Origin of the sequence: uncultured Phenylobacterium sp., from assembly GCF_902826855.1 — a bacterium.
GTDB lineage: Bacteria > Pseudomonadota > Alphaproteobacteria > Caulobacterales > Caulobacteraceae > Phenylobacterium.
Genome location: NZ_CADEGK010000042.1, coordinates 1 through 25,958 on the forward strand (window position 1 = coordinate 1; position 25,958 = coordinate 25,958).

A 25,958-nucleotide genomic window follows, 5' to 3' on the forward strand; every position below is an offset into this window, starting at 1 on the left:
GCTTCGGCGCTCATGGTTCGTGTCTGTTCCATCGAGGTCTTTCGGACCTGCCGCCAGCAAGTCCGGGGCCAAGATCCAGGGGTACCGTGCGGGCGATGAGCCGAGCCTGAACGGGCGCCGAGACCGTCGTTCATCTCACCGCGTTGCTGGGTTTCCGAAAGTAACGTGACAGAGCATCAGGCTCACATAACAGACATCATCGAATCTACGGCCAAGCTTCTTCACGCCACGAGAGAAAAAGCGGCGTGAATGGGGCTAAATGTGGCGGGAACTGGAACTTCGACTTGGGGTTCGCCTTGCACGTCTGGAGCCAGCCCACACGGGGTGCGTGGCTTCCGATGGAGATTTCGAAGATGCTCAAATTGGCCTTGGCCGCGGCTGTCGCTGGCTTGACTGTGGGGGCGGCCGCTCAGGCAGCCGTCATTCCTTCCCTGAGCGGGGTCACCGCCAACGCGGACGACTTCACGTTCACCTATCAGGGCACCCTGTCGGGCGACGCCGGTCTCACGGCGGGCTCCAAACTGGTGATCTTCGACTTCGCCGGGTACGTGGACGGCTCCGTTTTCGCGGATCTTCCCACCGTGACGGCGACCTCTGAGCTGGTGTCGCTGGGCCTGACCTCGATTCCGGGCCAGATCGACGACCCGACGATCGCCAACCTCGTCTTCACCTACAACGGCCCCGACTTCCAGACCTCGGGCGGTCCCTTCGAGCCGGTCGACTTCAACGGCATCGGCGCCCGGTCGATCTTCAGCGGCCTGGGGGCCGACACCTTCGCGGCGGTGACGGTGAAGAACAACCCGGACAACACGCCGGGCGGAACGGGAACGCCGATCTTCGACCAGGGCTTCGTGACCGTGCCGCTGGCTACCGCGGTGCCGGAACCGGCCACCTGGGCGATGATGGTCCTCGGCTTCGGGGGCGCCGGCGCCCTCATCCGGAGTCGTCGTCGCGTCGTCGCGACCGCTTAAGGCGAATAGGAGCCGGCGGGAGGTTCTGCTCTCGCCGGCTTCGTCCATCGTCTCGCCTGCCGCCGCCCACGGCGCCATGGCCTGGACGCGCCGGCCGGGGTACTTCCCCCGCATGACGAGACACAAGCACGGCCCTGAGTTCGAGATCGAGGTCGGCGGCGAACTCTATCTGTGGCGCCTGCAACGCCTGCCCCAATGGTCCAGCGACACCGCCAAGTGGCGCGGCAAGGCGATTGCCGTGCGGCACAGCGAGGGCCAGCGCGAGGCGGTGCTGGAGTTCCCGCCCGGCCAGCAGCCCAGGTTCGGCGCCCCGCAGCTAAAGCCCTCGCAGATCGCCCCGGAGCTGGTGGCGAACGCCATCACCTCCGCGATCGCGGCGGGATGGGAGCCGCTGTCCCGCGGCAAGACCGTCACCATCGTCGTGGACGAGCACGGCGGCTAGCCGGGGATCACCGGCCCTGACACACTTGCGGCGAGCAAGCCAGGGAGGGGCCGTCGTGAGCGCGGAATTCAGCGTGGTCCGCAACGTTCGGGTTCCCATGCGCGACGGGGTCGAGCTGGCGGCCGATATCTGGCTGCCGAGCGGGGCCGAGCGCGCGCCCGTGCTGCTGACGCGGACGCCGTATGGCCGCACGATCATGGGGCAGATGACCCCGCCAACCGAACTGGCGCGGGCCGGGTTCGCCGTGATCCTGCAGGATTGTCGGGGCCGCTTCGACTCCGACGGCGAGTGGACCTACGTCCACTCCGAGGTCGACGACGGCTACGACACCGTCGAGTGGGCGGCCGCCCAGCTGTGGTCGAACGGGCGCGTAGGCATGTTCGGCGGCTCCTACATGGGGGTCACCCAATGGACGGCGGCGATCAAGCGGCCACCGCACCTGGCGGCCATCGCGCCGGAGTGCTGTTCGGCCGACTACTGGGTGGCGTCGTTCGATTCCGGCGGCGCGTTCCGGCTGTCCCTGCGCCTGGGCTGGACGGCCAGCGTGGTGGCCTCGATGGCGGCCACCTGGGGCATCGACGACCCGAAGCTGCGGGAGTTGCTGAAGACCACCACCGCCCTGCGCGCCGCCGTCGTCTCGGCCGATCCGGCGGCGATCGAGCAGGCGCGGCTGAACGCCAAGGAGCTCATGGAGGAGGTCTATCGGACGCGCCCGATGCGGAACAATCCGCTGTGGCACGGGCGCGCCACCTGGCTGGACGAGATCTTCGACCACGAACGGCGCGACGACGCCAACTGGCGGCGGATCAACCCGTCCTCGCACTATGACGCGCTGGACCTGCCGGCGCTGCACATCGGCGGCTGGTACGACCTGTTCCTGGAAGGCACGCTCGGGACCTACATGGGCATGCGCCGGCAGGCGCCCACCGAGCGCGCGCGGGAGAACCAGCGCCTGATCATCGGGCCCTGGGCCCACTGGACGCCGATGACCAGCGTGGTGGGCGAGGTGGACTTCGGCCCGGCCGCGGTGCTGGACCTCAACCAGGAACGCATCGCCTGGCACGGCCACTGGCTTGCGGACCGCCCGGCGCCGAGCACGGCCCCGGTGCGCCTGTTCGTGATGGGCGAGAACGTCTGGCGCGACGAGCAGGAGTGGCCGCTGGCGCGGACGCAATTCACGCCCTGGCACCTGCGCGAGGGCGGGGGTCTGGGCCCCGAGACGCCCAGCGACGGCGAAGCGCCAGACCGGTTCACCTACGACCCCCGCGATCCGGTCCCGACCCTCGGCGGGAAGCTGCTCGGGTCGGGCGAGGTCGCCGGGCCGTTCGACCAGCGGCCGAACGAGGGGCGCGCCGACGTGCTGGTCTACACCTCACCGCCGCTGGAACAGCCGATGGAGCTGACCGGACCGGTGAAGCTGGAGCTGTGGGCCGCCACGGATGCGCCGGACACCGACTTCACGGCGATCCTGATCGACGTCCATCCCGACGGCGTGGCGCGCAACCTCTGCGAAGGCGCGGTGCGGGCGCGCCACGCGGGAATCCCCATGCCGCTGGCTGCGGGCGCGACCTACCACTTCACGGTCGACCTGGTGGCGACCAGCATCGTGCTGGCGGCAGGGCACAGGCTGCGGCTCCACGTCTCGTCGTCCAGTTTTCCGGAATGGGAGCCGAACCCCAACACCGGCGCGCCGCTGGGCGCGTCGACCGATGCGGACATCGCCGAGGCTCGGCAGACCATCTTCCACGACCGCGCGCGGCCCAGCCGGCTGATCCTGCCGGTCATTCCGCGGGACTGAACGCGGCCCGCCTATTCGGTGACGTTGTGCCAGGACTCGGCGATGCCGAAGCCTTCGCGACCGGCCATGACGAACTTGGCCAGGCCCTCGTTGACGAAGGTGGCGCCGCCCGGGAACGGGATCTTGGTCGGGCACATGTTCAGCACCTGGCCCTGGATCTGGACATCGCGGCCCTTGCCGGTGCGGCCGGTCAGGGTGACGGTATCGTGCAGGATGGAGTCGGGGCGGAAGGTGGTCTCGACCACCACGTCCTCGAGGGTGTCCATCACCTCGCCGTCCTGGATCCACCCCTGGCCCTTCATGGTCCCGTCGGCGCGGCGGAAGCACGAGCCGCCCATGGAGACGTCCGCCCCGAAGTTCATCGAGAACCAGAAGACGAAGGGGTTGGGCGCCGCGGGCGTGGAGCCTGCCATCGGCGCGGCGTCGCCGCCGCTGGAACTGGAGGCGGAACCGCCCCAGTTGCGCGGGCCCCAGGACTTGTCGCGCACGCCGTAGCCGTCGAAGGCGATCGTCTCGCCGGCGATGGTCAGGCTGCCGGTGGCGTGGATGGATTGTTCGAAGTGGCCATGGGCGCCCTGGGCGGCGAAGTGGGGTTCGGTGAGGGCCTCGACACTCACGTTCATCGAGAGTTCGGCGGGGGTGTGCCAGCCCTCCGGCCGCGACTTGGCGCGGGTCATCAGGATGGCCCCGTCGGCGATGTCCTGCGCCGGGCCGTCGTAGGCGACAGTCCACTGCTTGAACGGCGCCTCGCAGGTCAGGGCCAGGTTGCCGACCTTGAGGTCGCCGTCGTAGGCGCTGAGGTCCTTGCCGATGTCGCGCCGGCCATAGGTGAAGGCCACCCGCTGGCCGCCCAGATAGACGGCATGCAGGGCGTCGGCCCAGCCGTTCCCCGGCCGGAAGCCCATGCGGGTGAACATGCCCACGCCGGTCTTCGGATCGACGAAGTTGAAGTAGTAGCTCTCGCTCCAGGCCCGGTCCTCGCCGGTCGGGTGCATGGCTTCGTCGGTCTTCACGGCGGTGGCGGTCATCCGGATCTTCTCCCAGGCCTATGCCAGCGGCATTCGGCCGACGATCCGCAGCCCATAGCCGGCCGAGGCGGGCAGCACGGTCTGGGAACTGGTCAGCAGCATCAGGTCACGAACGCCCAGGTCCAGCAGGATCTGCGCGCCGATGCCGTAGTCGCGCAGTACGTTCTCGGTGTGGTCGGCCTGAGGCTGGCCGTAGCGCTCCGAGAGCCAGTGCGGGTTGGAGTCGCGGATGAACACGGCCACGCCGGCCCCCTCGTAGGCCTCCAGCGCCTTCAGCGCGTTGGGCACGTACTCGCGGCGCGTCTCGATCGCCCCCAGCATGTCGGTGGCCATGTCGACGCGGTGCATGCGCACCAGGGTCGGCTTGTCGGGGTCGATCTTGCCCTTGGTCAGGACCACGTGCTCGGTCTGGTCGATCGAGTTGCGGTAGATCACCATCCGGAAGCGGCCGCCGTACGCACTGTCGAACGGCGTCTCGAGCACGCGTTCCACCTGGCGCTCGGTGCGGCGGCGGTAGGCGATCAGGTCGGCGATGGTGCCGATCTTCAGCCCGTGCAACTGGGCGAAGGCCACCAGGTCAGGCAGGCGCGCCATCGACCCGTCGTCCTTCATGATCTCGCAGATCACGCCCGCGGGGTTCAGGCCGGCCATGCGGCTGATGTCGACGGCGGCCTCGGTGTGGCCGGCGCGGACCAGCACGCCGCCATCGCGGGCCACCAGCGGGAAGACATGCCCCGGCGACACCACGTCCTCGACACCCTTGGTGGGGTCGACGGCGACGGCGATGGTGTGGGCGCGGTCGTGGGCCGAGATGCCCGTAGTGACCCCCTCGCGCGCCTCGATCGAGACCGTGAAGGCGGTGCCGTGGCCGGACTGGTTGTCGCTGGCCATCGGCGGCAGCCGCAGCTGCCGGGCGCGTTCGGCGGTGATCGACAGGCAGATCAGGCCGCGCGCGTGCTTGGCCATGAAGTTGATCTGCTCGGGCGTGGCGAACTGCGCCGGGATGATCACGTCACCCTCGTTCTCGCGGTCTTCCGCGTCGACCAGGATGTAGGGCCGCCCGTTGCGGGCGTCCTCGATAATGTCCTCGATCGGGCTGATGGCGCCGTGGATGGAGTCCGCGTCGGGCGCGGAGCCTACGATGTAGGGCTTCTTCATGCGTCGATCCCTGCGTCTGCCGCCACCCGCATGTTCGCAAACTCCATCACCTGCTCGGCGACCGTGTCGAGCTGCCAGGCGTCCTTGTCGTCACGGCAGGCGCCCATGTCGTCGAACAGGTCGCTCGCCGTATTCAGGGCCGCGCCGAACGGCGTCGGCCAGCCCCGCAGCGCATGGATGATGGCTCTCAGCGCCATGAGGGTGGTGCCGCCCGCCTGGCCGCCCGCCGCCGTGATCACCGTGCCCACCGGCTTGCCCGAGAGGTAGGGACGCGCGTCGCGGCCGGTCATCTCCAGCGTGTCCAGCGCGTTCTTCATCACCCCGGATATGGAGCCGTGGTAGCCGGGGCTGGCCACGATCAGGCCGTCGGCGGCGCGCACCGCGGCCGCCAGCTCCAACTGCGCCGGCGTGGCGTCGGACGGCCGCGGATCGAAGATCGGCAGGCCGCCCAGGAAGGTCCCGCCCAGCAGCCGCGTCTCCGCCCCCAGCGCCTCGGCCCGGCCGAGCGCGCAGACCAGCGCTTTTTCCGTGGAGGACCCGGCGCGGATCGTTCCGCCCAGGCCGATGATCAGGGGTCGACGGCTCATGGTCCCGACCACTAAGCCGCCAAACGCCCGAACGCCACCCTCTGCGTCCCTACGCTGTCTCCGTCGCCTTCTGCTTGGCGTAGGCGTCGCGCAGTTCGCCCAGCTCGGTCTTGAACCGTTTCTGGGCTTCCTCCCGCAGCTTGGGGATGTGGTAGGCGGGGAAGAGGTCGTTGTCGGGCGTGTAGTCCTTCAGGATCTGCTTGGCGATGGTGACCTTGTGAACCTCGGTGGGCCCGTCGGCGATGCCCATCACCAGGGCCGAGGTGACCATGCCCATGAACGGCATCTCGTTGGAGACCCCCAGGGCGCCGTGCAGGTGCGCGGCCTTGGCGGCGATGTCGCCGTAAACCTTCGGGGTCATCACCTTGATCGCGGCGATGTCCTTGCGGACCATCTGGTAGTCCTGGTGCTTGTCGATCAGCCAGGCGGTGTGCATCACCATCAGGCGGAAGCTCTGCAGTTCGATCCAGCTGTCGGCCAGATCGGCCTGCACCAGCTGCAGATCGGCCAGCCGGCCGTCGCGGGTCTTGCGCGACACCGCGCGCTTGCACATCAGTTCCAGGGCGTGGCGGCAGGCGCCGACCGTGCGCATGGCGTGGTGGACGCGCCCGCCGCCCAGGCGCACCTGGGCGATGACGAAGGCCCCGCCCCGTTCGCCCAGCAGCGCGTCGTAGGGCAGCCGCACGTTGTTGTAGCGGACGTAGCCCTCGTTGCCGCCGCCGATCTCCCCGCCCGCGCCGACGCCGACGTTGCGGATGATCTCGACGCCGGGGGTGTCGGTGGGCACCAGGAAGATCGAGGTGCGGCGGTAGGGGTCCTTGGCGTCCGGGTCGGTGACCGCATAGAGCACCAGGATCTTGGAATACTGGGCGTTGGTGGAGAACCACTTCTCGCCGTTGATCACCCATTCGTTCCCGTCCAGCACCGCGCGGGTGGTGAAGGTGAGCGGGTCCGAGCCGCCCGTGGGCTCGCTCATCGAGAAGCACGAGCGGATGTCGCCGTTCAGCAGCGGCTGGAGATATTCCGCCTTCTGCGCCTCGGTGCCGTACTGGGCGATGATCTCGGCGTTGCCGCTATCGGGCGCCTGGCAGCCGAAGATCGAGGGCGCGAGGCCATTGCGGCCCAGCTTCTCGTTCATCAGCGCCAGCTTCAGCTGGCCATAGCCCTGGCCGCCCAGATCCGGGCCCAGATGGCAGGCCCACAGGCCCTGGTCCTTCACCTTCTGCTGCAGCGGCTTGATGAACTTCTCGCGGCCGAGGGTGGTGTAAGCCGCCATGCCAAGGTGGGAGAGCGGCTCGACCTCCTCGCGCATGAAGTCCTCGATCCAGTCGAGCTTCTTCTGGAATTCCGGGTCGGTTTCGAAGTCCCAAGCCATGCCGCCTCGCTCCCTGCGTTCTTTTTCGTGTTCCGGGTACGCTAGACCCGAGGCGGCCAAAGTCAAACGCGCGCCCGGATCAGAACGCCCCGCTGCGGCCCTCGCCGGCGGCGAACCGCTTGGCCCCTTCGATGGCGGAGCCGGTGCGCAGGGTTTCCATGCCAAAGCGAACCTCGGCGGCCTGGGCTTCGTCCCAGTCCAGAGACCATTGCGCCAGCGCCGAGAGCCGGTCGTTGCGCAGGCAGAGCTGCGGGAAGCCGCTGATCTGGCGGGCGAGCTCGAGCGCAGCCTCGAGCGCCTTGCCCTGAGGCGCCAGGCGGTTGGCGAGGCCGATCTGCACGGCCTCCTGGGCGTCCACCGGCCGGCCGGTCAGGATCAGGTCCATGGCCCGCGAATGGCCGATCAGCCGCGGCAGCCGCACGGTGCCCAGGTCGATCAGCGGCACGCCGAAGCGGCGGCAAAACACTCCGAACGTCGCCCCCTCGGCGGCCACCCGCATGTCGGCCCAGCAGGCCACTTCCAGCCCGCCGGCGACCGCCGGGCCCTCGACGGCCGCGATCACCGGCTTGCCCAGACGCAGGCGCGTGCAGCCCATGGGCCCAAAGTCGCCGGTCTCCGGGATGCGGTTGCCGCCCCCGGTGGCGATCCCTTTCAGGTCCGCACCGGCGCAGAAATAGCCGCCACGCCCGGTCAGCACCGCCACGTCCAGCCCGTCGTCGGCGTCGAACGCCTTGAAGGCGTCGTAGAGCGACTGCGCCGTCTCCCGGTCCACGGCGTTACGCCGCTGTGGCCGCTCGATGGTGACGATGGCGATGCGGCCGTCGCGTTCGGAGCTCACGGTGGACATGGGCGGATTCCTCCTCGGGCCTCGCCCATGTTCACGACGACGACCGCCCAAAGGCAAGCGCCCGCACCGGGTCAGGCAGGGCTCAGGAGCGTGAATTTCATCTCGCGGCGGATGGCGTAGCCGAGCTGCTCGTAGAGCCGGATGGCGCCCAGGTTGTGGGGATAGACGTGCAGGAACGGCGTCTCGCCGCGCGCCTCGATGCGGCCGCTCACCACGGCCGTCAGCGCCGCCGCATAGCCATGGCCGCGGTGGTCGGGGTGGGTGCAGACGGCGCTGACCTCGGTGAAGCCGGGGAGCTTCATCCGCTCGCCGGCCATGGCGACGAGGCGGCCGCCCTGCCTCACCCCCACGAAGTCGCCGAGCCTGTGGGTGCGGCCGAAGAACGGTCCGGGCTGGGTCAGTCGCGCCAGGTCGAACATCTCGGACCCGTCCTGCGCGGTCAGGTCGACGACGTCGAAGCCGCCGGGGGCGACCCCCTTGAGGTCACCGGCGACCATCTGGCAGAGCGTGACCGGCGGTTGAGCGATCACGCCATGGATCGCCGGCCAGTCGCCGGCCTCGACCATCCCGGCCTCGCCCTCGGCACGCACCAGGGCCCCTAGGGCCGCCAGGTTCGGCGCCGAGTCATCCGCCGCAGCCACGAACACCCCGTAGTCCGGATCGAGACGCACGGCCCGTGCATTGCCCAGCGCCAGGCCTGACTGGCGGGTGGTCAGCGAAGCCCAGACCGGGCGGTCGAGGGGATGATCGGCGGTCATCGTGCGCCCTTCTCCATGGCCATGCTTGCGACGCTTCGGCGGTCCAGCGCAAATGGTAGGAACGAGCGCGGGGAAATCCATATGGGCAAGGCCAAGTCACACGGCTTCTCGAAGGCGCGGCTGGAGCGCATCGATCGCTTTCTGCAGGACAAGTACGTAGGCGCCGGGCGCATGCCCTGCACCCAGTTCGTGCTCGCCCGCGGCGGCGAGGTGGTCCACCAGACGGTGATCGGCCAGCGTGACGTGGAGCGGCAGGTCGCGCTCACCGAAGACACGGTCTTCCGCCTCTATTCCATGACCAAGCCGGTGACCTGCGTGGCGCTGATGACGCTGGTCGAGGAGGGCCGCATCGCGCTCGACGACCCGGTGGCGCGGCACATCCCGGAGTGGGCGGACCTGGGCGTCTTCTCCGCCGGCGCCGGGCCGTACCTCACGACCCCGCCGGCGCGGCCGATGCAGGTCGTCGACCTGCTGCGCCACACGTCCGGACTGACGTATGGCTTCCAGAACCGCAGCAACATCGACGCCGCCTACCGCAAGCTCGGCATGGCCGACATGCACGGCGAGGACGACCTGGAGGGGATGATCCAGCAGCTCACCAAGCTGCCGCTGGAGTTCTCGCCGGGCGAGGCTTGGAACTACTCGATCTCAACCGACGTGGTCGGCTACCTCGTGCAGAAGCTCTGCGGCAAGCCGCTGGACCAGGTGTTCCAGGAACGGCTCTTCGACCCGCTGAAGATGGTCGACACCGGATTCTCTGTCCGCGAGGACCAGCAGAGCCGCTTCGCCGCCTGCTACAACGCTGCGCCCGGCGGCGGCATGAAGCTGCAGGACGATCCGGCGACCAGCGCCTACCTGAAGCCGCCGAAGCTGCTGGCCGGCGGCGGCGGCCTGGTCGGCACAGCGGCCGACTACCTGCGCTTCGCCACCATGCTCACCAACGGGGGCGAGTTGGATGGGGCGCGGATACTGGCGCCCAAGACCGTCAAGCTGATGGCGTCGAACCATCTGCCGGGCGGCCAGGACCTGACCCAGCTCAGCCGCTCGCTGTTCTCGGAGAGCACCAACGCCGGCGTCGGCTTCGGCCTGGGCGTGGCGGTGGTGTTCGACCCGCCGCAGACTCTGATCCCGTGCTCGAAGGGGGAGTTCTACTGGGGCGGCGCGGCCTCGACCGCCTTCTGGTGCGACCCGCTGGAGGACGTCACCGCGGTGTTCATGACGCAGCTCCTGCCGTCGTCCACCTACCCCGTGCGCCGCGAGCTACGGACGCTGGTCTATTCGGCGCTCATGGACACCCACGACTAGGGCGTCTTCGCCGGCTCCTTGGGCTTGGCGTGGGCGGCGACATCGACCATCGCCTCCGCCTCGCCCAGCGAGGGCGCGCCGAACCCGGTGTCGGCCTCGTCAGTGACCACCATGGTGCTCGGCAGCATGCGCGAATTTCGCCAGCCGCCCCATCTGAAATAGGCGTAGGCCAGGATCAGCGTGACCATGGCGGCGGCCGGGTAGCTGATCCAGATGGAGTCGGCGCCCATGCTCGGCGCCAGGTAGTTGGCCAGCGGCACGCGCACGCCCCACAGCGCGATGATCATCGCCAGCAGGGGCGGCCAGACCGCCCCGGTCGAGCGCACGATGCCGGAGTAGACGAAGGCCAGGCCGAAGGGGATGAAGCCCCACAGCACGATCGAATTGATGTGGATGGCGATCGGCAGCGAGGGGCTGTCGCCCGGCAGGAACGCCTGCAGCACCCAGGGATCGGCCACGTAGATCAGGACGATCGGCACAGCCGAGAACAGGAAGGCCCAGAAGACACCCGAACGGGCGACCTGTTCGACGCGGTCCATCTTGCCGGCGCCGACGTTCTGGGCCGCCATCGACGAGACCGCCGCGCCGATGGCCATCGCCGGCATCTGCACGAAGGTCCACAGTTGCGCCGCCGCGCCATAGGCGGCGGACGTGGCCACGCCGTGGCGGTTGACCATGCTCATCACCGTCACCGCGGCCAGCGAGGTGACCATCATCTGGAAGCTCATCGGCACCCCCTTGAACACCAGGGAACGGACGATGGTGAGGTCGGGGATGAGCAGACGGAGCTCGGACGGCCGCAGCGCAAGCACCGAATTGGTGCGGTAGAGATAGACCAGCATCACCACCAGGGTGATGAAGTTGGCGATCAGCGACGCATAGGCCGAGCCCGCGATCCCCAACGCCGGGACCGGGCCCCAGCCGATGAGCAGCAGCGGCTTCAGCGCCATGTCGATCGCCACCGACAGGATCGAGAAGTAGAGCGGCGTGCGGCTGTCGCCCGTGCCGCGCTGGGCCATCATCAGGAACATGAAGAAGTTCATGAACGGCATGGCGAGGAAGATGACCCGCAGGTAGTCGATCGCGTCGCGGGTCGAAGCCTCCGGCGTGCCCATGGCCGCCAGGATGCTCGGCGTCAGGACGAGCCCGAGCAGGCCGGTGCTGAGCGAGATGAAGAGGAAGAACCCGACGGAGGAGCCGATCACCTGCTTCGTCATGGCCTCGTCGCCGGCCCCCACGGCCTGGCCCACCATGATGTTCGACGCCATCGACAGGCCGAAGATAGCCCCGAACATCAGGAACATGATCTGGTTGGCGTTGGCGGTGGCCGTCAGGGCCGCCTCGCCCAGGACATGACTCACCCAGATGGCGTTGGCCGAGCCGGAGACCGACTGCAGCATGTTGGAGCCCAGGACCGGCAGGGCGAACATCACCAAGGTGATGCCGATCGGTCCCGTGGTCAGGTCGGGACCGCCACGGCGACCCGGAAGGCCCCCGGGTCCACCCCCCGGCGGGCCACCTCCTGGTGGACCTGGCGGCCGGCGCGCGTCTCCCGTCCGAGCGTCCACGACCCCAGAACTCCCTCTCGTGACTCATGCCACATACCGCTTCTACGGGCGGGGGCGCTTGGGGTTCAAGGGTGGCGGAGGGTAAGAGGGGGCCATGATTGTCAAGATTCTGCAGTTCGGGACCACCGGCCAGCTGGCCATAGAGCTCCTTCGCCAGGCGCCGAACCACGCCTTGGCGGTCACAGCCCTCGGTCGCGCCGACTGCGACCTCGCCGACCCGGCGGCGGCGGCGAAGGCGGTGATCGCGGCGAAGCCGGACCTGGTGGTGATCGCCGCGGCCTACACGGCGGTAGACCTCGCCGAGACCGAGCGGGACCTAGCGCACAGGGTGAACGCCCTGGCGCCGGGCGCGATCGCGGCCGCCTGCGACCAGGTCGGCGCGGCCTTGGTCAATGTCTCCACGGACTATGTGTTCGACGGCGCGGGCGGCGCCCCCTACGCCGAGGATGCCCCCACCAACCCGCTGCAGGTCTACGGCGCGACGAAGCTGGCGGGCGAGCAGGCGGTGTCGGCGGCGTGCGCGCGATCGCTCAACATCCGCACCTCCTGGGTGGTCTCGGCCCACGGCAAGAACTTCGTCAAGACCATGCTGCGGCTGGCCGCGGCCGGTAATCCGCTGACCGTCGTGGACGACCAGGAGGGGCGGCCCACGGCGGCCGCGGACCTGGCGCGCTTCATCCTTTCCCAGGCGGGGCGGCTGGCGGCGGCGAAGGCCGGCGACCCGGCGTTCGGCCTCGTGCACTTCGCGAATGCCGGGGAGGTGAGCTGGCGGGGCTTCGCCAAGGCGATCTTCGCCGAGGCGCTGGGCGACGCGGCCCCCGAGGTCGGCGCGACGACGACCGCGCAGTATGTGACTCCGGCGAAGCGCCCATTGCGGGCCACCATGGACACCGCCAAGGTCAAGCGCGTGTTCGGCGTCAGCCCGCGGTCATGGCGCGCGGCGCTGAGCGAGATCGTGGCGGAGCTGAAGGCCCAGTAGAAGACGTCGTCCCGGCTTCGGCGTGGCCGAAACCGAGACAACCCCTTGAGTCGGACGCTGGAGCCTACTTCGAGACCTTCACCAGCTTCTCGAGCGTCTTCTCCAGCTTCGCGAAGCCGGAGGTCATGCAGGCCATGATCGCTTCGGCGTCGGCGCTGGGGCCCATGGCCGCGGACTTCTTGCCCTGGCCGGCCATGTCGCGGACGCAGTCGTAGCACTCGCGCAGGCGCCGGCCGGAGTCGGCTTCCTCGGCGATGTACCAGGTCATCAGGTTCGCGGTCATCGGGTCGAACTCGCCCTCGGCGATACGGCGGCGGACCTCACCGAAGGGATCGGTGTTGTCGTTGCGGTCGTCGCGGTCGCCGATCTTCTCGAGATCGCTGATGTTTGGGTTCGCGAGCTTCGCGAGGACCTCGTAGCCCTTGGGGTCGGGGTTCGTGCGCAGCTCGAAGCCGAGCTCGGAGATGCGGCGGCAGAAGACTTCGCCGTGGCTGGTTTCGCGCGCGGCGACCAGGCGCAGCGTGCAGGCCAGGTCCGCGTTCGGCGTCACGTCGGCCCAGGCGCGCAGGTAGACGCCCGCGGCGGTCTCGGCGTTCGAAATCCTGTTGAGCAGGCCCAGGTACTTGGGCTTTTGCATGGTGTTGGTTTCCATTTGGTCGTCTCCTTGCGGAGCGTCTCTGGCGCTCTCATCGCTCAACTTGAACGGGGCGCCGTAGGGTAAGGCTACCCGTCCGCGATCCGGCTCCCCGCTTTTCCGTAAAATAGGTATGCCCCGGCGCCGATGACGTTCCAGGCGAAAAAGAAGCCGATCGTCTTCGTCTGGAGGCTGGTGAACAGGTAGAGGCAGCCGGCGACCGCGAAGGGCGCGACCAGCCAGACGGCCGGTGTCATGAAGGGTCGCGGCAGATCGGGCGCGCGGCGGCGCAGCACCATCACCGCGCAGGCGGTCGCGACGAAGGCGGCCAGGGTGCCGGCGTTGGCCAGCGAGGCGATCTCGTCCAGCGGCACGAGGCCCGCAATCACAGCGGCGATCACGCCGGTCAGGACGGTCACGGCGGCCGGCACGCCGCGCCGGTTCACCGCGGCCAGCCGGGCCGGCAGCAGCCCGTCGCGGGCCATCGCGTAGAACACGCGGCTCTGTCCGAACATGAACACCATGATCACAGTGGGCATCGCCAGCACGGCGGCGCCGGCGATGATGCTGGCGGGGCCCGGCTGGCCCAGTTCCTTCAGCACGAAAGCCAGCGGCTCGGCGTTCTGCGAGAACGCGGCGAACGGCACGGCGCCCAGGGCGCAGGCGGCGATGACCATGTAGATCACGGTACAGAGCACCATCGAGCCGACGATGCCGATGGTCAGGTCGCGCTCGGGGTCCTTGGTCTCCTCGGCGGCCGTGGAGATGGCGTCGAAGCCGTAGAAGGCGAAGAAGATGATCGCGGCGGCCCCCATCACGCCGTACTTCTTTCCGTCGATCTCCTGGGCGGCGAAGCCGAAGGGCGCGAACGGCTGGAAGTTGGCCGCGTCGAAGCTGGGCAGGGTGAAGACGACGAAGGCCGCCAGTGCGGCGAGCTTGATGCAGACCAGGACGAAGTTGACCGTGGCGCTCTCGCGCGTGCCCACCAGCAGCATTCCGGTGACGGCAAGCGCGATGACCATGGCCGGGAGGTCGACGATCCCTTCGTTCAGCAAGGCCTCCGGCGCGCCCCAGCCGCGCAGGAGCCCCGAGGCGTAGCCCGACCAGCCCACCGACACGGCGCTGCAGACCAGGGTGTATTCGAGGATCAGGCTCCAGCCGACCAGCCACGCCAGCCCCTCGCCCAGGGTCACGTAGGCGTAGGTGTAGGCGCTGCCGGCCTGCGGCGTGAGGCTGGCCATTTCCGAGTAGCATAGGGCGGCCGCTGCGCAGATCACGCCGGCGATGGCGAAGGACAGGATCACCGCCGGTCCCGCCAGGCCCGCCGCCACGCCGGTCAGGGTGTAGATGCCGGTGCCGATGATCGCGCCCACGCCCAGCGCCACCAGATGCGGCCAGCCCAGCGTCTTCTTCAGGTGGCCCGCGCCTTGAGCGCCGAGCTCCAGCGGCTTGCGGCGGGTGAGGAAGCTCATGCGCAGACGCTCCGGCGGTCACGGGGCGTGACCTGCACTCGATCTAAACGTTGATCAGAAGTAATGTGCAGGCCGCATCCGCTGAGATATCATTGGTCGTAGCAAAACACGTTGGCCGGCTCGGCGTCAGCCCTCGGCCCCTGGGAGGGTAATTTTGATGACGAAGGCGCACGTCTCCGCCTGGGCCACGGCCGCGCTGGCCGCCCTGCTTGCCGGCTGCGCGGCTGACGGTTCACCTCCCAACGCCATGTCGGCGGCCACGCCTGTGGCGGCGGTGGAAGCGGCGGCGATGACCTCGATGCCGATCACCGTCGACAACTTCATGCTGGCCGACGCCAACTACATGGGCCACGAGCTCTACCGCGAGGCCGGCGACGCCAAGGTCGTGGTGCTCATCTCGCACATGAACAACTGCCCGATCGTCCGCAATCTCGCGCCGGCGCTCCGGGAGCTGGAGGCCAAGTACGGCCCGCGCGGCGTGAAATTCCTCATGCTGAACTCCGCGATCCAGGACAGCCCCGAGGAGATCAAGGCCGAAGCCGCCGAGTACGGCTTCAACATGCCGATCCTGAAGGACACGCACCAGCTGGTCGGCGAGCAGCTGGGCGTGACCCGCACGGCCGAGTTCTACGTGATCGACCCGAAGACCTGGAAGGTCGCCTACCGCGGCCCCCTGGACGACCGGCTCGACTACGGCAGCCAGAAGGCGGCCGCTGAGCATCCCTGGGCCACCAACGCCATCGAAGCCGTGCTGGCCGGCCGGCCGGCGGTCGCCGCGGGCAAGCCGACCGCCGGCTGCCTGATCGACTTCCCCGAGCGCGGCAAGGTCGCGAAGATCTCCTACTCCAAGGAAATCGCCCCGATCCTGGAAGCCAAGTGCGTCGCCTGCCACCAGAAGGGTGGGATCGGGCCGATGCAGCTGACCAGCTACGAGATGGTCAAGGGCTTCTCGCCGATGATCCGCGAGGTCATCCGCACCGACCGCATGCCGCCTTGGAACGTCGATCCGCACGTGGGTAAGTGGGCCGACGACAAGAGCCTTACCGCCGCCGAGGTGAAGACGGTGGTGCATTGGATCGAGCAGGGCGCGCCGCGGGACGGCGGACCGGACCCGCTGGCCAGGAAGCGCCCGGCGGTCGCCGAGTTCCCGTTGGGCAAGCCGGACCTGATCCTGGAGATCCCGAGCTACACGATCCCCGCTTCAGGCGTGGTCGACTATCAGCGCCCGGTGGCGGTCAACCCGCTCGCCGAGGGCAAGTGGGTCAAGGCCTCGACCTATGTGGTCAGCCAGCGTCAGGGGGTGCACCACTTCCTGTCCGGCTACCTCAAGGAGGTCCCCAAGGACGGCAAGGGCAACGAGTCCCGCTGGGGCGCCTCGATGGGCGGCTATGCGGTGGGGGCGGAGTCCAGCCTCTGGCCGAAGAACGTCGGCACCTATCTGCCGCCCGGCGGCGCCATCGGCTTCCAGGCCCACTACACCCCGTTCGGCAAGGAAGTGACCGACAAGTCGAAGATCGGCCTCTACTTCTACAAGGACGGCGAGAAGCCGGAGCTGATGATGCGGTCCTCGATCGTGGTGGACAACACCATCAAGATCCCGGCCGGCGTGGCGCGTCACAAGGAGACCGCCTACATCCAGATCCCGAAGGACATGCTGCTCTACTCGGCCTTCCCGCACGCGCACTACCGCGGCTACGCCTCGGACCTGTGGCTGGAGACCCCGGACGGCAAGAAGCAGCAGCTGCTGGCCATGCCCCGCTACGACTTCAACTGGCAACGCGAATACACCTTCGCCGAGCCGATGAAGATCCCGGCGGGTTCGAGGCTCATCGCCAACTACTGGTACGACAACTCCAAGCAGAACCCGGCCAACCCGGACGCCTCCAAAACCATCGTCTGGGGCGACCAGTCCTGGGAGGAGATGTTCTACACGGCCATCCGTTACCGCTGGCTGGACGAGACCTCGACCAAGCAGGTCGAGTACGACGACCTCATCGACAAGACCCGCCTGTTCGGCATGTTCGACGACAACATGGACGGCATGATCCAGAAGGCCGAGTTCAAGGGCGAGCTGGGTGACAGGCTGGCTCCGTTCTTCGCGCAGATGGACCAGAACAAGTCCGGCGGGGTCGAGGACGACGAGCTGATGGCGGCCCTGAAGGTGATGGGCGGCCGTCGGCGCGAGGCCCAGCGTGCGCCCGCGGCGGCCCCGGCCCCGGCAGCGGCCAAGGCTGGCGGCGGTCGCTGACACTGCGGACGTCGGTGACGAAGGAGCGGTCGGAGGGACGGCGCGTTAGCGTGGGCATGTGCCCGTGCTGCCCGCCGCTCGATCGTCGCGCCCTGCTTTGCGGCCTGGTCGCCGGTGCGTTGGCGGGCTGCAGCGACAACGCCCAGACCGGCCGCCGTCAATTGGCTTTCGTACCGGACGGTCAGCTGGCGACGATGGCCGACCAGGCCTGGGCCGAGCTGTTGTCCAAGACGCCGGTTTCCAGCGACGCGGCGCTGGGCCAACGCCTGGCCAGCGTCGCTGAGCCGCTGGCCCGCGCCAGCGGCCGAAAGGACCTGACGTGGGAGTTCGTCGTCTTCGACTCTCCGGAGCTGAACGCCTTCGTGCTTCCGAACGGCAAGGTCGCGGTGTTCCGGGGCATGATGGAGTTCGCGCGTGATCGCGCCGAACTTGGAGCCGTGGTCGGGCACGAGGTCGCCCACATCCTCGCCCGGCACCCGGCTGAGCGGGTCAGCCAGCAGCTGGCGACCCAGGTCGGGGTATCCGTGGCTCAGCTCGTCTTCGGGGGTGAAGATGGTGAGAACGCCGAGCTGGTGGCAGGCGTGCTTGGCCTCGGCGCGACGTATGGCGTCCTGCTGCCCTACTCCCGCACCCACGAACTCGAGGCCGATCGCGTGGGCGTGGAGCTGATGAGGAAGGCGGGGATGGAGCCGCTGGGCGCGGTCAGGTTCTGGGAGCGGATGATCGCCCACCATGAACGCCAGGGCGCGCCGCCCGAGGCCCTGTCCACGCATCCCGCGGATGCGCGGCGCCTGGCGCATCTGAAGGCGGCTGTCGCCGGCCTGCCTGCCTGATACCTGTCGCCGAAACCACCCGCCTGAGCGTTGCACAAATTAGCCGGGGATCCAGCACCGGCCACTGCTACGCGTACGCCCGGCCTGCCAGGGCGCAACAAGCCGGCGCTAGTCCTCCCAGAGGCCGACGCCCTTGCGGTTGAGCATGCGCACGGCGCGCTTGACTACCGCCAGGAGGCGTTCGCGCCGGGCGGCCTCGTCATAGGTCATCGAACCCTTGGCCAGACCCTCCAGCAGGAAGCGGCCGAGGTCGCGGCTGGTCTGGAAGCGCGGGTCGTCGCCGGCCTGCACCATGGCGCCAAACCGGTCGCCGCCGAGCTGGGCGTGGTCGAAGGCCGAGCGGGCGCCCGCCAGGCGCTGGCTCAGCATGGGGTCCGTCCGGGCGGCGGCTTCCAGTTCGGCGAAGGCCACGAAGGGCGGCTCGCGCAGCAGCGCCCAGTAAACGTCGATGGCCTGTTCGGACGCATCGACGCCAGGGGCCGGCGGCGCCGCGGCGGCGCGCTCCAGCAGTCGCGCGCGGTTCAACTCGATGTGGGTGATCGCCGCCTCTACCAGCTCCTCGCGGCTGGCGAAGTGGTAGAGCATGGCGCCGCGCGTCAGGCCCGCCGCCTCGGCGATCACCGCGTTCGAGGCCGCGTGATAGCCGATCTGGGCGAACAGGCGCATCGCCGCATCCAGGATGCGGGCGCGCGTGCGTTGCGACTTCGGCGTCGCCTTGGCCGGGTAGGTCCGGGCGTCCATCGGTCCCAATTCCGTGGCGACCTCGAAGAGGGTCCCATCTGCCGCAATCCCTAGCCACATAAGGGATTGCGCGCCACCGCTTACGCCACTGAGGCGAGGCGGATGCACCTCTGAGAGCCGATTGGGCGCCACGGTCGCCGAACTGGCGCCGAACTGGCGTATCCAGGGCATGCGTTGACTTGGCGGTCGAACTCACGACAGTGCGACTGCCATGAAAACCCCGATCCCGAACGTTCGCGAGCGGCAGCGCCTGGAGACCCAGGCGCAGATCCTGCGCGCGGTGGGCCGCCAGCTGGAAACGCGCTCACTGGAGGACCTCAGCTTCGCCGAGATTGCCCGCGACGCCGGGGTGGGGGAGCGCACGGTGTACCGACACTATCCCACCAAGGAGGCCTTGCTCGGCGCCTTCTGGGCCTGGATGCAGTCGGAGGCGTTCGGGGAGCGTGCGACGGAGCCGCGCAAGCCGATGCGGACGGACCGGCGGCTGCGTGAGGCGCTCACCACGCCCAGGGATTCGCTGCGGCCCATGCGCATCCTGATCGCCACGGACGCCTGGGAGCCGCAGGTCAACGGGGTGGTGCGCACCCTCACGCGCGTGGTCTCCGAGCTGCAGGCGATCGGCCATACGGTGGAAGTGATCCATCCTGGACAGTTCAAGACCTTCCCGCTGCCGACCTACGCCGAGATCAAGGTGGCGATCGGGGTCTACGAGCCGGTGCAGGAACTGTTCAAGGCCTTCGAACCGGAGGCGATCCACATCGCCACAGAGGGCCCGATCGGCCTGGCGGCGCGGCGCATCTGCGTGGAATGGAAGCTGCCCTTCACGACCAGCTATCACACCCGCTTCCCGGAGTACGTCTCGGCGCGGCTGCCTTTGCCGCTGGCCGCCGGCTATGCCTACATGAAGTGGTTCCACAAGCCGTCCGGCCGGCTGATGGTGGCCACGCCGACCATGCGCGAGGAGCTGTCGCGCCACGGCTTCCGCAACATCTCCGCATGGTCGCGCGGTGTGGACACCGAACAGTTCCACCCACGCCGCAACGGCGAGCCGGACATCTTCGAGGGCCTCGCGCGGCCGGTGTTTCTGTACGTCGGCCGCGTGGCTGTGGAGAAGAACATCGAGGCCTTCGTGGCCCTGGACCTGCCGGGAACCAAGGTAGTGGTCGGGCCGGGCCCGCAGCTCGAGGAGCTGCAGGGGAGATATCCCGACGTCGTGTTCAAGGGGCCCAAATCCGGCGCCGAGCTGGCCGCGCACTACGCCTGCGCCGACGTCTTCGTCTTCCCCTCGCTCACCGACACCTTCGGCCTGGTGATCCTGGAGGCGATGGCGGCCGGCACGCCGGTCGCGGCCTACCCGGCGCCGGGGCCCATCGACCTCATCCCGGGCTCCGGTGCGGGGGTGCTGGCCCTGACCGCGACCGAAGGCTTGCGGGAAGCCTGCCTGCAGTGCCTCGACCTGGACCGCGCCCGCGTACGCGCCTTCGCCGAGACCTTCTCCTGGCGGGCCTGCGCCGAGGACTTCGTGAAGAACCTGCAGCCTTATCCCGAACCGGAGAAGACCCGGTTCTGGCGGCGGCTGCGCCGGCTCGCCCGCGTGCGGCGCCGTCGGACCGAGGCGGCCTGACCAGCGCTGCGTGACACCTTTGTGACAATGCGGTTGTCCGGCCGCACAAGGCCGCGTAAATCGCCGCGCTCTGGGCCATGGTCGTGGCCCGTTCGCCGCGGAGCACTGATTCGTTGGGCCGGAAGTCCGACCGCCTACGCCCTGAACCGGACCGGGAGCCGCGCACCCAGTACGCGGCCCTGCCCTGGCGCAGGGCCGAAGACGGCATCCAGGTCCTCCTGATCACCTCCCGCGAGAGCCGCCGCTGGGTGATCCCCAAGGGCTGGCCGATGCGTGACAAGGAACCCGGTCCCTGCGCGGCCCAGGAAGCCTTCGAGGAGGCCGGGGTCATCGGCCCGACCAAGCGCAGAAGCCTGGGCGTCTACCACTACGACAAGCGCCTGCGCTCGGGCCGCCTGCAGCATGTGCGGGTCATGGTCTATCCGCTGGAGGTCCGCGAAGAGCGCGACATCTGGCCGGAGATGGCGGAGCGCGACCGCAACTGGACCACGCCCGCCGACGCCGCCAGCCTGGTGGACGAGCCGGAGCTGAAGGCCCTCCTCGCCAAGTTCAAGGGATAGGGTCTCGGGACCGGATTGTGGGGTCCGGCCGGCCTAGGCCTTCACCAGTCGCCCGTCCGCGGTGATGCTCCGGTCGCGGGCGGCGCGCCACTCGTCGCCATAGTCGCAGTCCGCGTACTCGGGGAAGTAGGGACCGCCGCGCGTGAAATGGACCACGCGCGCGTCCGAGCTGTAGGGATACTCGCCCACCAGCCAGTTCCACTCCAGCGGCAAGGCCCCAATCTCGCCGGGCTCCTCCAGCCAGTGGAACTGGTGCAGCTGCAGCCCCGAGGCCGTGTTCACGTACTGCGGTGTCAGCGCGCGGCAGCGGGCGTTGTTGAGCAGCATCACGCTCGACCAGTTCTTCTTGGCGTACTTGGTCTGCACGTGGTTGAGGAACTTGACCTCGTCGCGCGGGACGTAGTCGTGCTGGCAGACCATCACGGCGTACCGTTCGTCGGCCAGGGCGAATAGCTCTGCGATGTCGCCGCGCAGGAGCATGTCGCAGTCCATGAACAGCGACCAGCCCGCGTAGCTGGACAGGTAGGGCGTCAGGAACCGGGAGAACGAGAATTCGGTCGATTGCTGGCTCAGCATCTCGCGATCGAAGACGCCGCCCAGGGACGCCAGGTTGATCGGCGTGAAGCGGACGGGAACCGAAGCCCGTTCGAGGATACTCTGGCAGAGCACGTGGTAGGCCACCACCTCCTGGCGGTCGAAGCCGATGAAGACGTCGAGAACGGGGGGCAGCTGCACTGGGCTCAGTCCTCGAGGATGGCGTCGCGAATGCGGGCGATGACCGGGTTCCAGTCGCCCTGCTGGTCCTGGCGGAACAGGCGCACCGAGCCGTACCACGGCATCGTCGTCCCGCGGGCCCCGTAGCGCCACTCTGCACGGCGTGGGATCATCACCAGTGCGGTGACACCCAGGGCGCCGGCAAGGTGCACAAGCGCGGTCTGCACGGACACCACCAGATCGAGGTTGGCCATCAGGCCGGCCAGGTCCTCGAAATCGTCGATGTCGGCCGACGGGAAATGGCGGACAGGGTTGGCGCGCCCGGCGTTCACCGCCGCCAGATCAGCCTCGACATCGCCATACTGCAGGCTGACGAACTCGCAGTCGGGCAGGTCCAGCAACGCGCCCAGGCGCTCCAGCGGAACTGAGCGTTCGTGGGTCCGCGAGCGGCTGGTGCCGCCGCGCCAGGAGATGCCGATCCGACGATGCGTACGCCGGGGACCGAGGCGCTCCGCCCAGCGCGCGACCACCGCGTCGCGCGGCCGCAGATAGCTGGAGGCGGGAAAGTCCTCCAGGCGGTTGCGATAGGCGTGCCCCAGACTGCCGAGCGGCACGATGATGTCCGCCGCCCGCGCGGCGGCGCTCGCCGCCCCAGAGCCGCCGACGTCGACGCCGGGAAACGAATGCCCGAACAGCGCGACCAACCGGTCGTCGCACCGGCATGAGACGGCCGCGGCAGCGCGCGCCAGGTCCGGCAGCATGCTGGCGAACATGATCTGGTCGCCTGCCCCCTGTTCTCCGATCACCAGCACGCGGCGTCCGGCCAGGTCCTGCGGCCGGGGGGACAGCTTGAGGCGATCGCGGATCGCCGGCGGTGCGCCGACGCTGTCCTCCAGGAAGGTCTGCTCGCGCCAGCGGTGCTCGTAGTCCGGCCAGCCACCCTCGAAGTCATGGATCGCCAGCCTAACGAACGCGCGGCGATAGCGGGCGAAGGGCTCGTCCGGCGCCATGCCGACCGCGGAGTCCAGGGACAGGAGCCCGGCCGCATGGTCGCCCAGCGCAGCCTTCGCCACGCCAAGCTGCGTCAGGGCCTCGTATCGATCGCCGCCGCGGCTGAGCGCCAACTCGAAGGCCGTCGTGGCGGCTTCGTAGCGGCCCGACGTGAGCAGGACGGCGCCGCGCGCCAGATCACTTCCGCCAAGATCCGCGCCGAGGGCCTTGGCGGCGTCCTCCACGGCGCGCGCCGCCTCGGCCTGCCCCTGCACATTGAGGTGCGCGACGAGGTTGCGCACCGCCGCCTCATTGGTCGGGTCCAGCGCGAGGGCGCGCCGGTAGGCGGCCTCGGCGTCCGCGTGGCGGCCTTGCAGCCGATATGCCGAACCCTGGTTTATCAGCGTCGGCAAGTGCTCGGGCTCGATGTCCAGGCCCGCCTGGAAGGCGAGCAGAGCTTCGCCAGGGCGGCGGGCCGACAGCAGCAGTCGGCCCAGATCATTGTGGCTGTCGGCGTCACCCGCGAGGTCGCAGACCCGGCGGAGCTGCGCCTCGGCCGCCTCGAACAACCGCTGCTCGCCGAGCGCCGCCGCCCAGTGGCGACGGAGGCGAGCCTCGGCGGCCACGCCCGTGCCATCACCGCGACCGCTGACGGCGCGCTCGGCATCCTCGAAACGGCCGGCGCCGATCAGCGCGTTGATCCACAGGTCCCATGCCTGCGGGTGATCCGGCTGGATTCTCAGCACGGCGGCGAAGCAGGACTCGGCCTCGGCCCACGCCCGGCGGCCCAGGAGGATCGCCCCGAGATTCAACGCCGCGCGCGGAGGCGGTTTCGGCTCGGCCAGCACTCGGCGGTAGATCGCCTCGGCCTCGACAAGCCGCCCGTCGCGGTGCGCCGCGACAGCCGCTTCCATCACGCGCTCAGGATTCTCGGACGCCGGTTGTGCGCGGTCTTCGGACATTCAGGCTTGTCTGCAGGCGGAGCGGTGTCTCTAACGGAAAGGGCCGCGCGCCGCAAACGCCGCCGAGCATCCGCAGCCGGGGCCTGGAGCGGCCTACGCAGTCCCGGTGATCCCGTCCCAGAACTTCTTGGCCTTGCCGGTGAAACCGGCCGCCTTGGGGTGCTGGGCTTCGCCGCAGAGACCGGCGAACTCGCGCATCAGTTCCTGCTGGCGCGGCGTGAGGCGCGTGGGCGTCTCGACGAACAGCTCCACCACCAGGTCGCCGCGTTCGCGCGAGCGCAGCGACGGCATGCCGCGGCCCTTCACGCGCAGGGTCTTGCCGGTCTGCGAACCTTCCGGGACCTTCACCGTGAGCTTGCAGTTTCCGTCGCAGTTCTCGCCGCCCATGAGGCAGGGCGCGTCGATTTCGCCGCCCAGGACCGCCGTGGCCATGTGGACCGGCACGGTGCACAGCAGGTCCAGCCCGTCGCGTTCGAACAGCTCGTGCGGTTTCACCGAAATGAAAATGTAGAGGTCGCCGCGCGGCCCGCCGCGTTGCCCGGCATCGCCCTCGCCGGCGAGGCGAATGCGCGCGCCGTCGTCGACGCCCGCCGGGATGCGCACGGCCAGCGTGCGCTGGCGGCGGATCAGCCCGTGGCCGTGGCAGTCGACGCAGGGGTCCATGACCATCCGGCCCGAACCGCCGCAGCGGGGACAGGCGCGCTCGATGGAGAAGAAGCCCTGGGAGGCGCGCACGCGGCCCTGGCCGTTGCAGGTGGTGCAGGTGGTGGGGCTGGTGCCCGGCTTGGCGCCCGAGCCCTCACAGGTCTCGCAGGTGAGCGTCGCGGGCACCGTGATCTCGACCTCGGCGCCGGCGTAGGCCTGCTCAAGCTCGATCTCCAGGTCGTAGCGCAGGTCGGCGCCGCGGGCTGGCCCGCCCCGCTGGCGGCCGCCGCGCCCGCCGAACATGTCGCCGAAGACGTCGCCGAACACCTCGTTGAAGATGTCGTGCACGTCGTGGAACTGCTGGCCGCCGCCGCCCTGGCCGTTGACCCCCGCGTGGCCGAAGCGGTCGTAGGCGGCGCGCTTCTGAGGATCGGAGAGGATCGAGTAGGCCTCGTTGATCTCCTTGAACCGGCCGGAGGCGTCTTCGCAGCCACCGTTGCGGTCGGGATGGTGCTCCATCGCCTGCTTGCGGAAGGCGGCTTTCAGGCCGGCTTCATCGCAGCCGCGGTCCACGCCCAGGATCTCGTAATAGTCCCGCATGAGTACTCAGGCGCTCAGCAACAGTTGAGAGGTGAGGTGGGTGGCCCCCCGGCCATCTGCAAGGCTTAACATAGCCGAGTGACCGGGGGGTATCCTTCAAAGAAAGAACGCTTCGCAGCGCTCTCGTCCCGCGAAGGCGGCGGCGACGTCCCCATGGCCAGCTGATCGCAGATGCGGCTCAGGGAGGCCATGGGGCGCGTTGTCACGCCGACTTCTTCTCGTCGCCGTCGACTTCCTCGAACTCGGCGTCCACCACGTCGTCCGAGGCGGCGTCAGGCTGGGCGCCTGCGTCGTCGCCGGCGTCACCCTGCTGGGCCTTGTACATGGCCTCGCCGAGCTTCATCGACGCCTGGATGAGGGTCTGGGTCTTGGCCGAGATCGCATCCGCGTCGCCGTTCTCCAGGCTGGCCTTGAGATCGTCGATCGCCGCCTGGATGGCGTTCTTCTCGTCCTCGGAGACCTTGTCGCCGTGTTCGGCGAGCGCCTTCTCGGAGGAGTGCAGCACCGCGTCGGCCTGGTTCTTGGCCTCCACGACCGCCTTGCGCTTCTCGTCCTCGGCCTTGTTGGACTCGGCTTCCTTGACCATGGCGTCGATGTCCGCGTCCGAGAGGCCGCCGTTGGCCTGGATGCGGATCGACTGTTCCTTGCTGGTCGCCTTGTCGCGCGCCTGGACGTTGACGATGCCGTTGGCGTCGATGTCGAAGGTGACCTCGACCTGCGGCACGCCGCGCGGCGCCGGCGGGATGCCGACCAGGTCGAACTGGCCCAGCATCTTGTTGTCGGCCGCCATCTCGCGCTCGCCCTGGAAGACGCGGATCGTCACGGCGGTCTGATTGTCGTCAGCCGTCGAGAAGACCTGGGTCTTCTTGGTCGGGATGGTGGTGTTGCGCTCGATCAGCGGCGTGAACACGCCGCCCAGGGTCTCGATGCCCAGGGTCAGCGGGGTCACGTCGAGGAGAAGCACGTCCTTCACCTCGCCGCCCAGCACGCCCGCCTGCACGGCGGCGCCAAGGGCCACGACCTCGTCGGGGTTTACGCCCGTGTGCGGCTCACGGCCGAAGAAGGCCTTCACCGTCTCCACGACCTTGGGCATGCGGGTCATGCCGCCGACCAGGATCA

At 69.1% G+C, this 25,958-nt stretch carries 23 protein-coding genes and 1 pseudogene; 10 read left to right on the forward strand and 14 right to left on the reverse strand.

The window, feature by feature from the left end:
• Positions 1-353 precede the first annotated feature (353 nt).
• From QZV94_RS08175 to QZV94_RS08185, 3 genes are all read left to right on the forward strand, one after another.
• Complete coding sequence (locus QZV94_RS08175; protein WP_293677320.1) at positions 354-971, forward strand: PEPxxWA-CTERM sorting domain-containing protein; 618 nt, start codon at positions 354-356, stop codon at positions 969-971.
• Positions 972-1,083: 112 nt separating this feature from the next.
• Complete coding sequence (locus QZV94_RS08180; protein ID WP_293677321.1) at positions 1,084-1,413, forward strand: hypothetical protein; 330 nt, start codon at positions 1,084-1,086, stop codon at positions 1,411-1,413.
• Positions 1,414-1,468: 55 nt separating this feature from the next.
• On the forward strand, positions 1,469-3,211 hold the full coding sequence (locus QZV94_RS08185; RefSeq protein WP_293677322.1) for a CocE/NonD family hydrolase: 1,743 nt from the start codon (positions 1,469-1,471) through the stop codon (positions 3,209-3,211).
• Between the two features lie 11 nt (positions 3,212-3,222).
• On the opposite strand, the gene QZV94_RS08190 is transcribed toward QZV94_RS08185, so the two are convergent.
• The 6 genes from QZV94_RS08190 to QZV94_RS08215 form a co-directional block, all read right to left on the reverse strand.
• A complete protein-coding gene (locus tag QZV94_RS08190) occupies positions 3,223-4,239 on the reverse strand; it encodes a hypothetical protein (RefSeq protein ID WP_293677323.1) in 1,017 nt (338 codons plus the stop codon).
• Positions 4,240-4,257: 18 nt separating this feature from the next.
• Positions 4,258-5,397 (reverse strand): 3,4-dihydroxy-2-butanone-4-phosphate synthase, encoded by a 1,140-nt coding sequence (gene ribB / locus QZV94_RS08195; RefSeq protein ID WP_293677324.1) that lies wholly within the window; start codon positions 5,395-5,397, stop codon positions 4,258-4,260.
• Positions 5,394-5,984 (reverse strand): NADPH-dependent FMN reductase, encoded by a 591-nt coding sequence (locus QZV94_RS08200; RefSeq protein WP_293677325.1) that lies wholly within the window; start codon positions 5,982-5,984, stop codon positions 5,394-5,396. The genes ribB and QZV94_RS08200 overlap by 4 nt, the downstream gene beginning before the upstream one ends.
• A 49-nt stretch (positions 5,985-6,033) precedes the next feature.
• Positions 6,034-7,359, reverse strand: coding sequence for an acyl-CoA dehydrogenase family protein (locus QZV94_RS08205; RefSeq protein ID WP_293677326.1), 1,326 nt, complete (start codon positions 7,357-7,359; stop codon positions 6,034-6,036).
• Between the two features lie 79 nt (positions 7,360-7,438).
• Positions 7,439-8,206: a crotonase/enoyl-CoA hydratase family protein gene (locus QZV94_RS08210; protein WP_293677327.1), complete on the reverse strand. Its 768-nt coding sequence runs from the start codon at positions 8,204-8,206 to the stop codon at positions 7,439-7,441.
• Positions 8,207-8,277: 71 nt separating this feature from the next.
• Positions 8,278-8,964: a GNAT family N-acetyltransferase gene (locus tag QZV94_RS08215; RefSeq protein WP_293677328.1), complete on the reverse strand. Its 687-nt coding sequence runs from the start codon at positions 8,962-8,964 to the stop codon at positions 8,278-8,280.
• Positions 8,965-9,045: 81 nt separating this feature from the next.
• On the opposite strand from QZV94_RS08215, the gene QZV94_RS08220 reads away from it, so the two are divergent.
• Positions 9,046-10,269 carry a serine hydrolase gene (locus QZV94_RS08220; protein ID WP_293677329.1) on the forward strand — a complete coding sequence of 408 codons (1,224 nt, stop codon included), beginning with the start codon at positions 9,046-9,048 and terminating at the stop codon, positions 10,267-10,269.
• Here the strand turns inward: QZV94_RS08220 and QZV94_RS08225 are convergent.
• Positions 10,266-11,699 (reverse strand): MATE family efflux transporter, encoded by a 1,434-nt coding sequence (locus QZV94_RS08225; protein ID WP_293677341.1) that lies wholly within the window; start codon positions 11,697-11,699, stop codon positions 10,266-10,268. The genes QZV94_RS08220 and QZV94_RS08225 overlap by 4 nt on opposite strands.
• A 232-nt stretch (positions 11,700-11,931) precedes the next feature.
• Here QZV94_RS08225 and rfbD point away from each other — a divergent pair, with 232 nt between their 5' ends.
• Positions 11,932-12,816, forward strand: coding sequence for a dTDP-4-dehydrorhamnose reductase (gene rfbD, locus QZV94_RS08230; protein ID WP_293677330.1), 885 nt, complete (start codon positions 11,932-11,934; stop codon positions 12,814-12,816).
• Positions 12,817-12,880: 64 nt separating this feature from the next.
• On the opposite strand, the gene QZV94_RS08235 is transcribed toward rfbD, so the two are convergent.
• Both QZV94_RS08235 and QZV94_RS08240 read right to left on the reverse strand, forming a co-directional pair.
• The gene (locus QZV94_RS08235; RefSeq protein ID WP_293677331.1) at positions 12,881-13,468 is read right to left on the reverse strand and encodes a hypothetical protein; all 588 of its coding nucleotides are present in this window, start codon (positions 13,466-13,468) and stop codon (positions 12,881-12,883) included.
• 71 nt (positions 13,469-13,539) lie between these two features.
• Positions 13,540-14,922 (reverse strand): amino acid permease, encoded by a 1,383-nt coding sequence (locus QZV94_RS08240; protein WP_293677332.1) that lies wholly within the window; start codon positions 14,920-14,922, stop codon positions 13,540-13,542.
• Positions 14,923-15,079: 157 nt separating this feature from the next.
• Between QZV94_RS08240 and QZV94_RS08245 the strand changes: the two genes are divergently transcribed.
• Positions 15,080-17,170 carry a redoxin domain-containing protein gene (locus QZV94_RS08245; protein ID WP_293677333.1) on the forward strand — a complete coding sequence of 697 codons (2,091 nt, stop codon included), beginning with the start codon at positions 15,080-15,082 and terminating at the stop codon, positions 17,168-17,170.
• 56 nt (positions 17,171-17,226) lie between these two features.
• Positions 17,227-18,003, forward strand: a complete 777-nt coding sequence (locus QZV94_RS08250; protein WP_293677334.1) for a M48 family metallopeptidase — start codon at positions 17,227-17,229, stop codon at positions 18,001-18,003.
• Between the two features lie 108 nt (positions 18,004-18,111).
• On the opposite strand, the gene QZV94_RS08255 is transcribed toward QZV94_RS08250, so the two are convergent.
• The gene (locus QZV94_RS08255) at positions 18,112-18,744 is read right to left on the reverse strand and encodes a TetR/AcrR family transcriptional regulator (RefSeq protein ID WP_293677335.1); all 633 of its coding nucleotides are present in this window, start codon (positions 18,742-18,744) and stop codon (positions 18,112-18,114) included.
• A gap of 211 nt (positions 18,745-18,955) precedes the next feature.
• Between QZV94_RS08255 and QZV94_RS08260 the strand changes: the two are divergent.
• From QZV94_RS08260 to QZV94_RS08270, 3 genes and pseudogenes are all read left to right on the forward strand, one after another.
• Positions 18,956-19,138 (forward strand): annotated as a pseudogene (locus tag QZV94_RS08260) (TetR/AcrR family transcriptional regulator); the annotation flags it as partial.
• A gap of 132 nt (positions 19,139-19,270) precedes the next feature.
• Positions 19,271-20,368, forward strand: coding sequence for a glycosyltransferase family 1 protein (locus QZV94_RS08265; RefSeq protein ID WP_293677342.1), 1,098 nt, complete (start codon positions 19,271-19,273; stop codon positions 20,366-20,368).
• 113 nt (positions 20,369-20,481) lie between these two features.
• On the forward strand, positions 20,482-20,928 hold the full coding sequence (locus QZV94_RS08270) for an NUDIX hydrolase (RefSeq protein ID WP_293677336.1): 447 nt from the start codon (positions 20,482-20,484) through the stop codon (positions 20,926-20,928).
• A 33-nt stretch (positions 20,929-20,961) separates the two neighbouring features.
• Here QZV94_RS08270 and QZV94_RS08275 read toward each other — a convergent pair whose 3' ends face one another.
• The 4 genes from QZV94_RS08275 to QZV94_RS08290 all read right to left on the reverse strand — a co-directional run.
• Entirely contained in the window at positions 20,962-21,663 is a 702-nt protein-coding gene (locus QZV94_RS08275) for a hypothetical protein (protein ID WP_293677337.1), read from the reverse strand.
• Between the two features lie 5 nt (positions 21,664-21,668).
• On the reverse strand, positions 21,669-23,594 hold the full coding sequence (locus tag QZV94_RS08280) for a tetratricopeptide repeat protein (RefSeq protein WP_293677338.1): 1,926 nt from the start codon (positions 23,592-23,594) through the stop codon (positions 21,669-21,671).
• 93 nt (positions 23,595-23,687) lie between these two features.
• The gene (dnaJ, locus tag QZV94_RS08285) at positions 23,688-24,839 is read right to left on the reverse strand and encodes a molecular chaperone DnaJ (protein ID WP_293677339.1); all 1,152 of its coding nucleotides are present in this window, start codon (positions 24,837-24,839) and stop codon (positions 23,688-23,690) included.
• A gap of 202 nt (positions 24,840-25,041) precedes the next feature.
• On the reverse strand, positions 25,042-25,958 hold a 917-nt coding region (locus QZV94_RS08290; RefSeq protein WP_293677340.1), incomplete at its 5' end, for an Hsp70 family protein.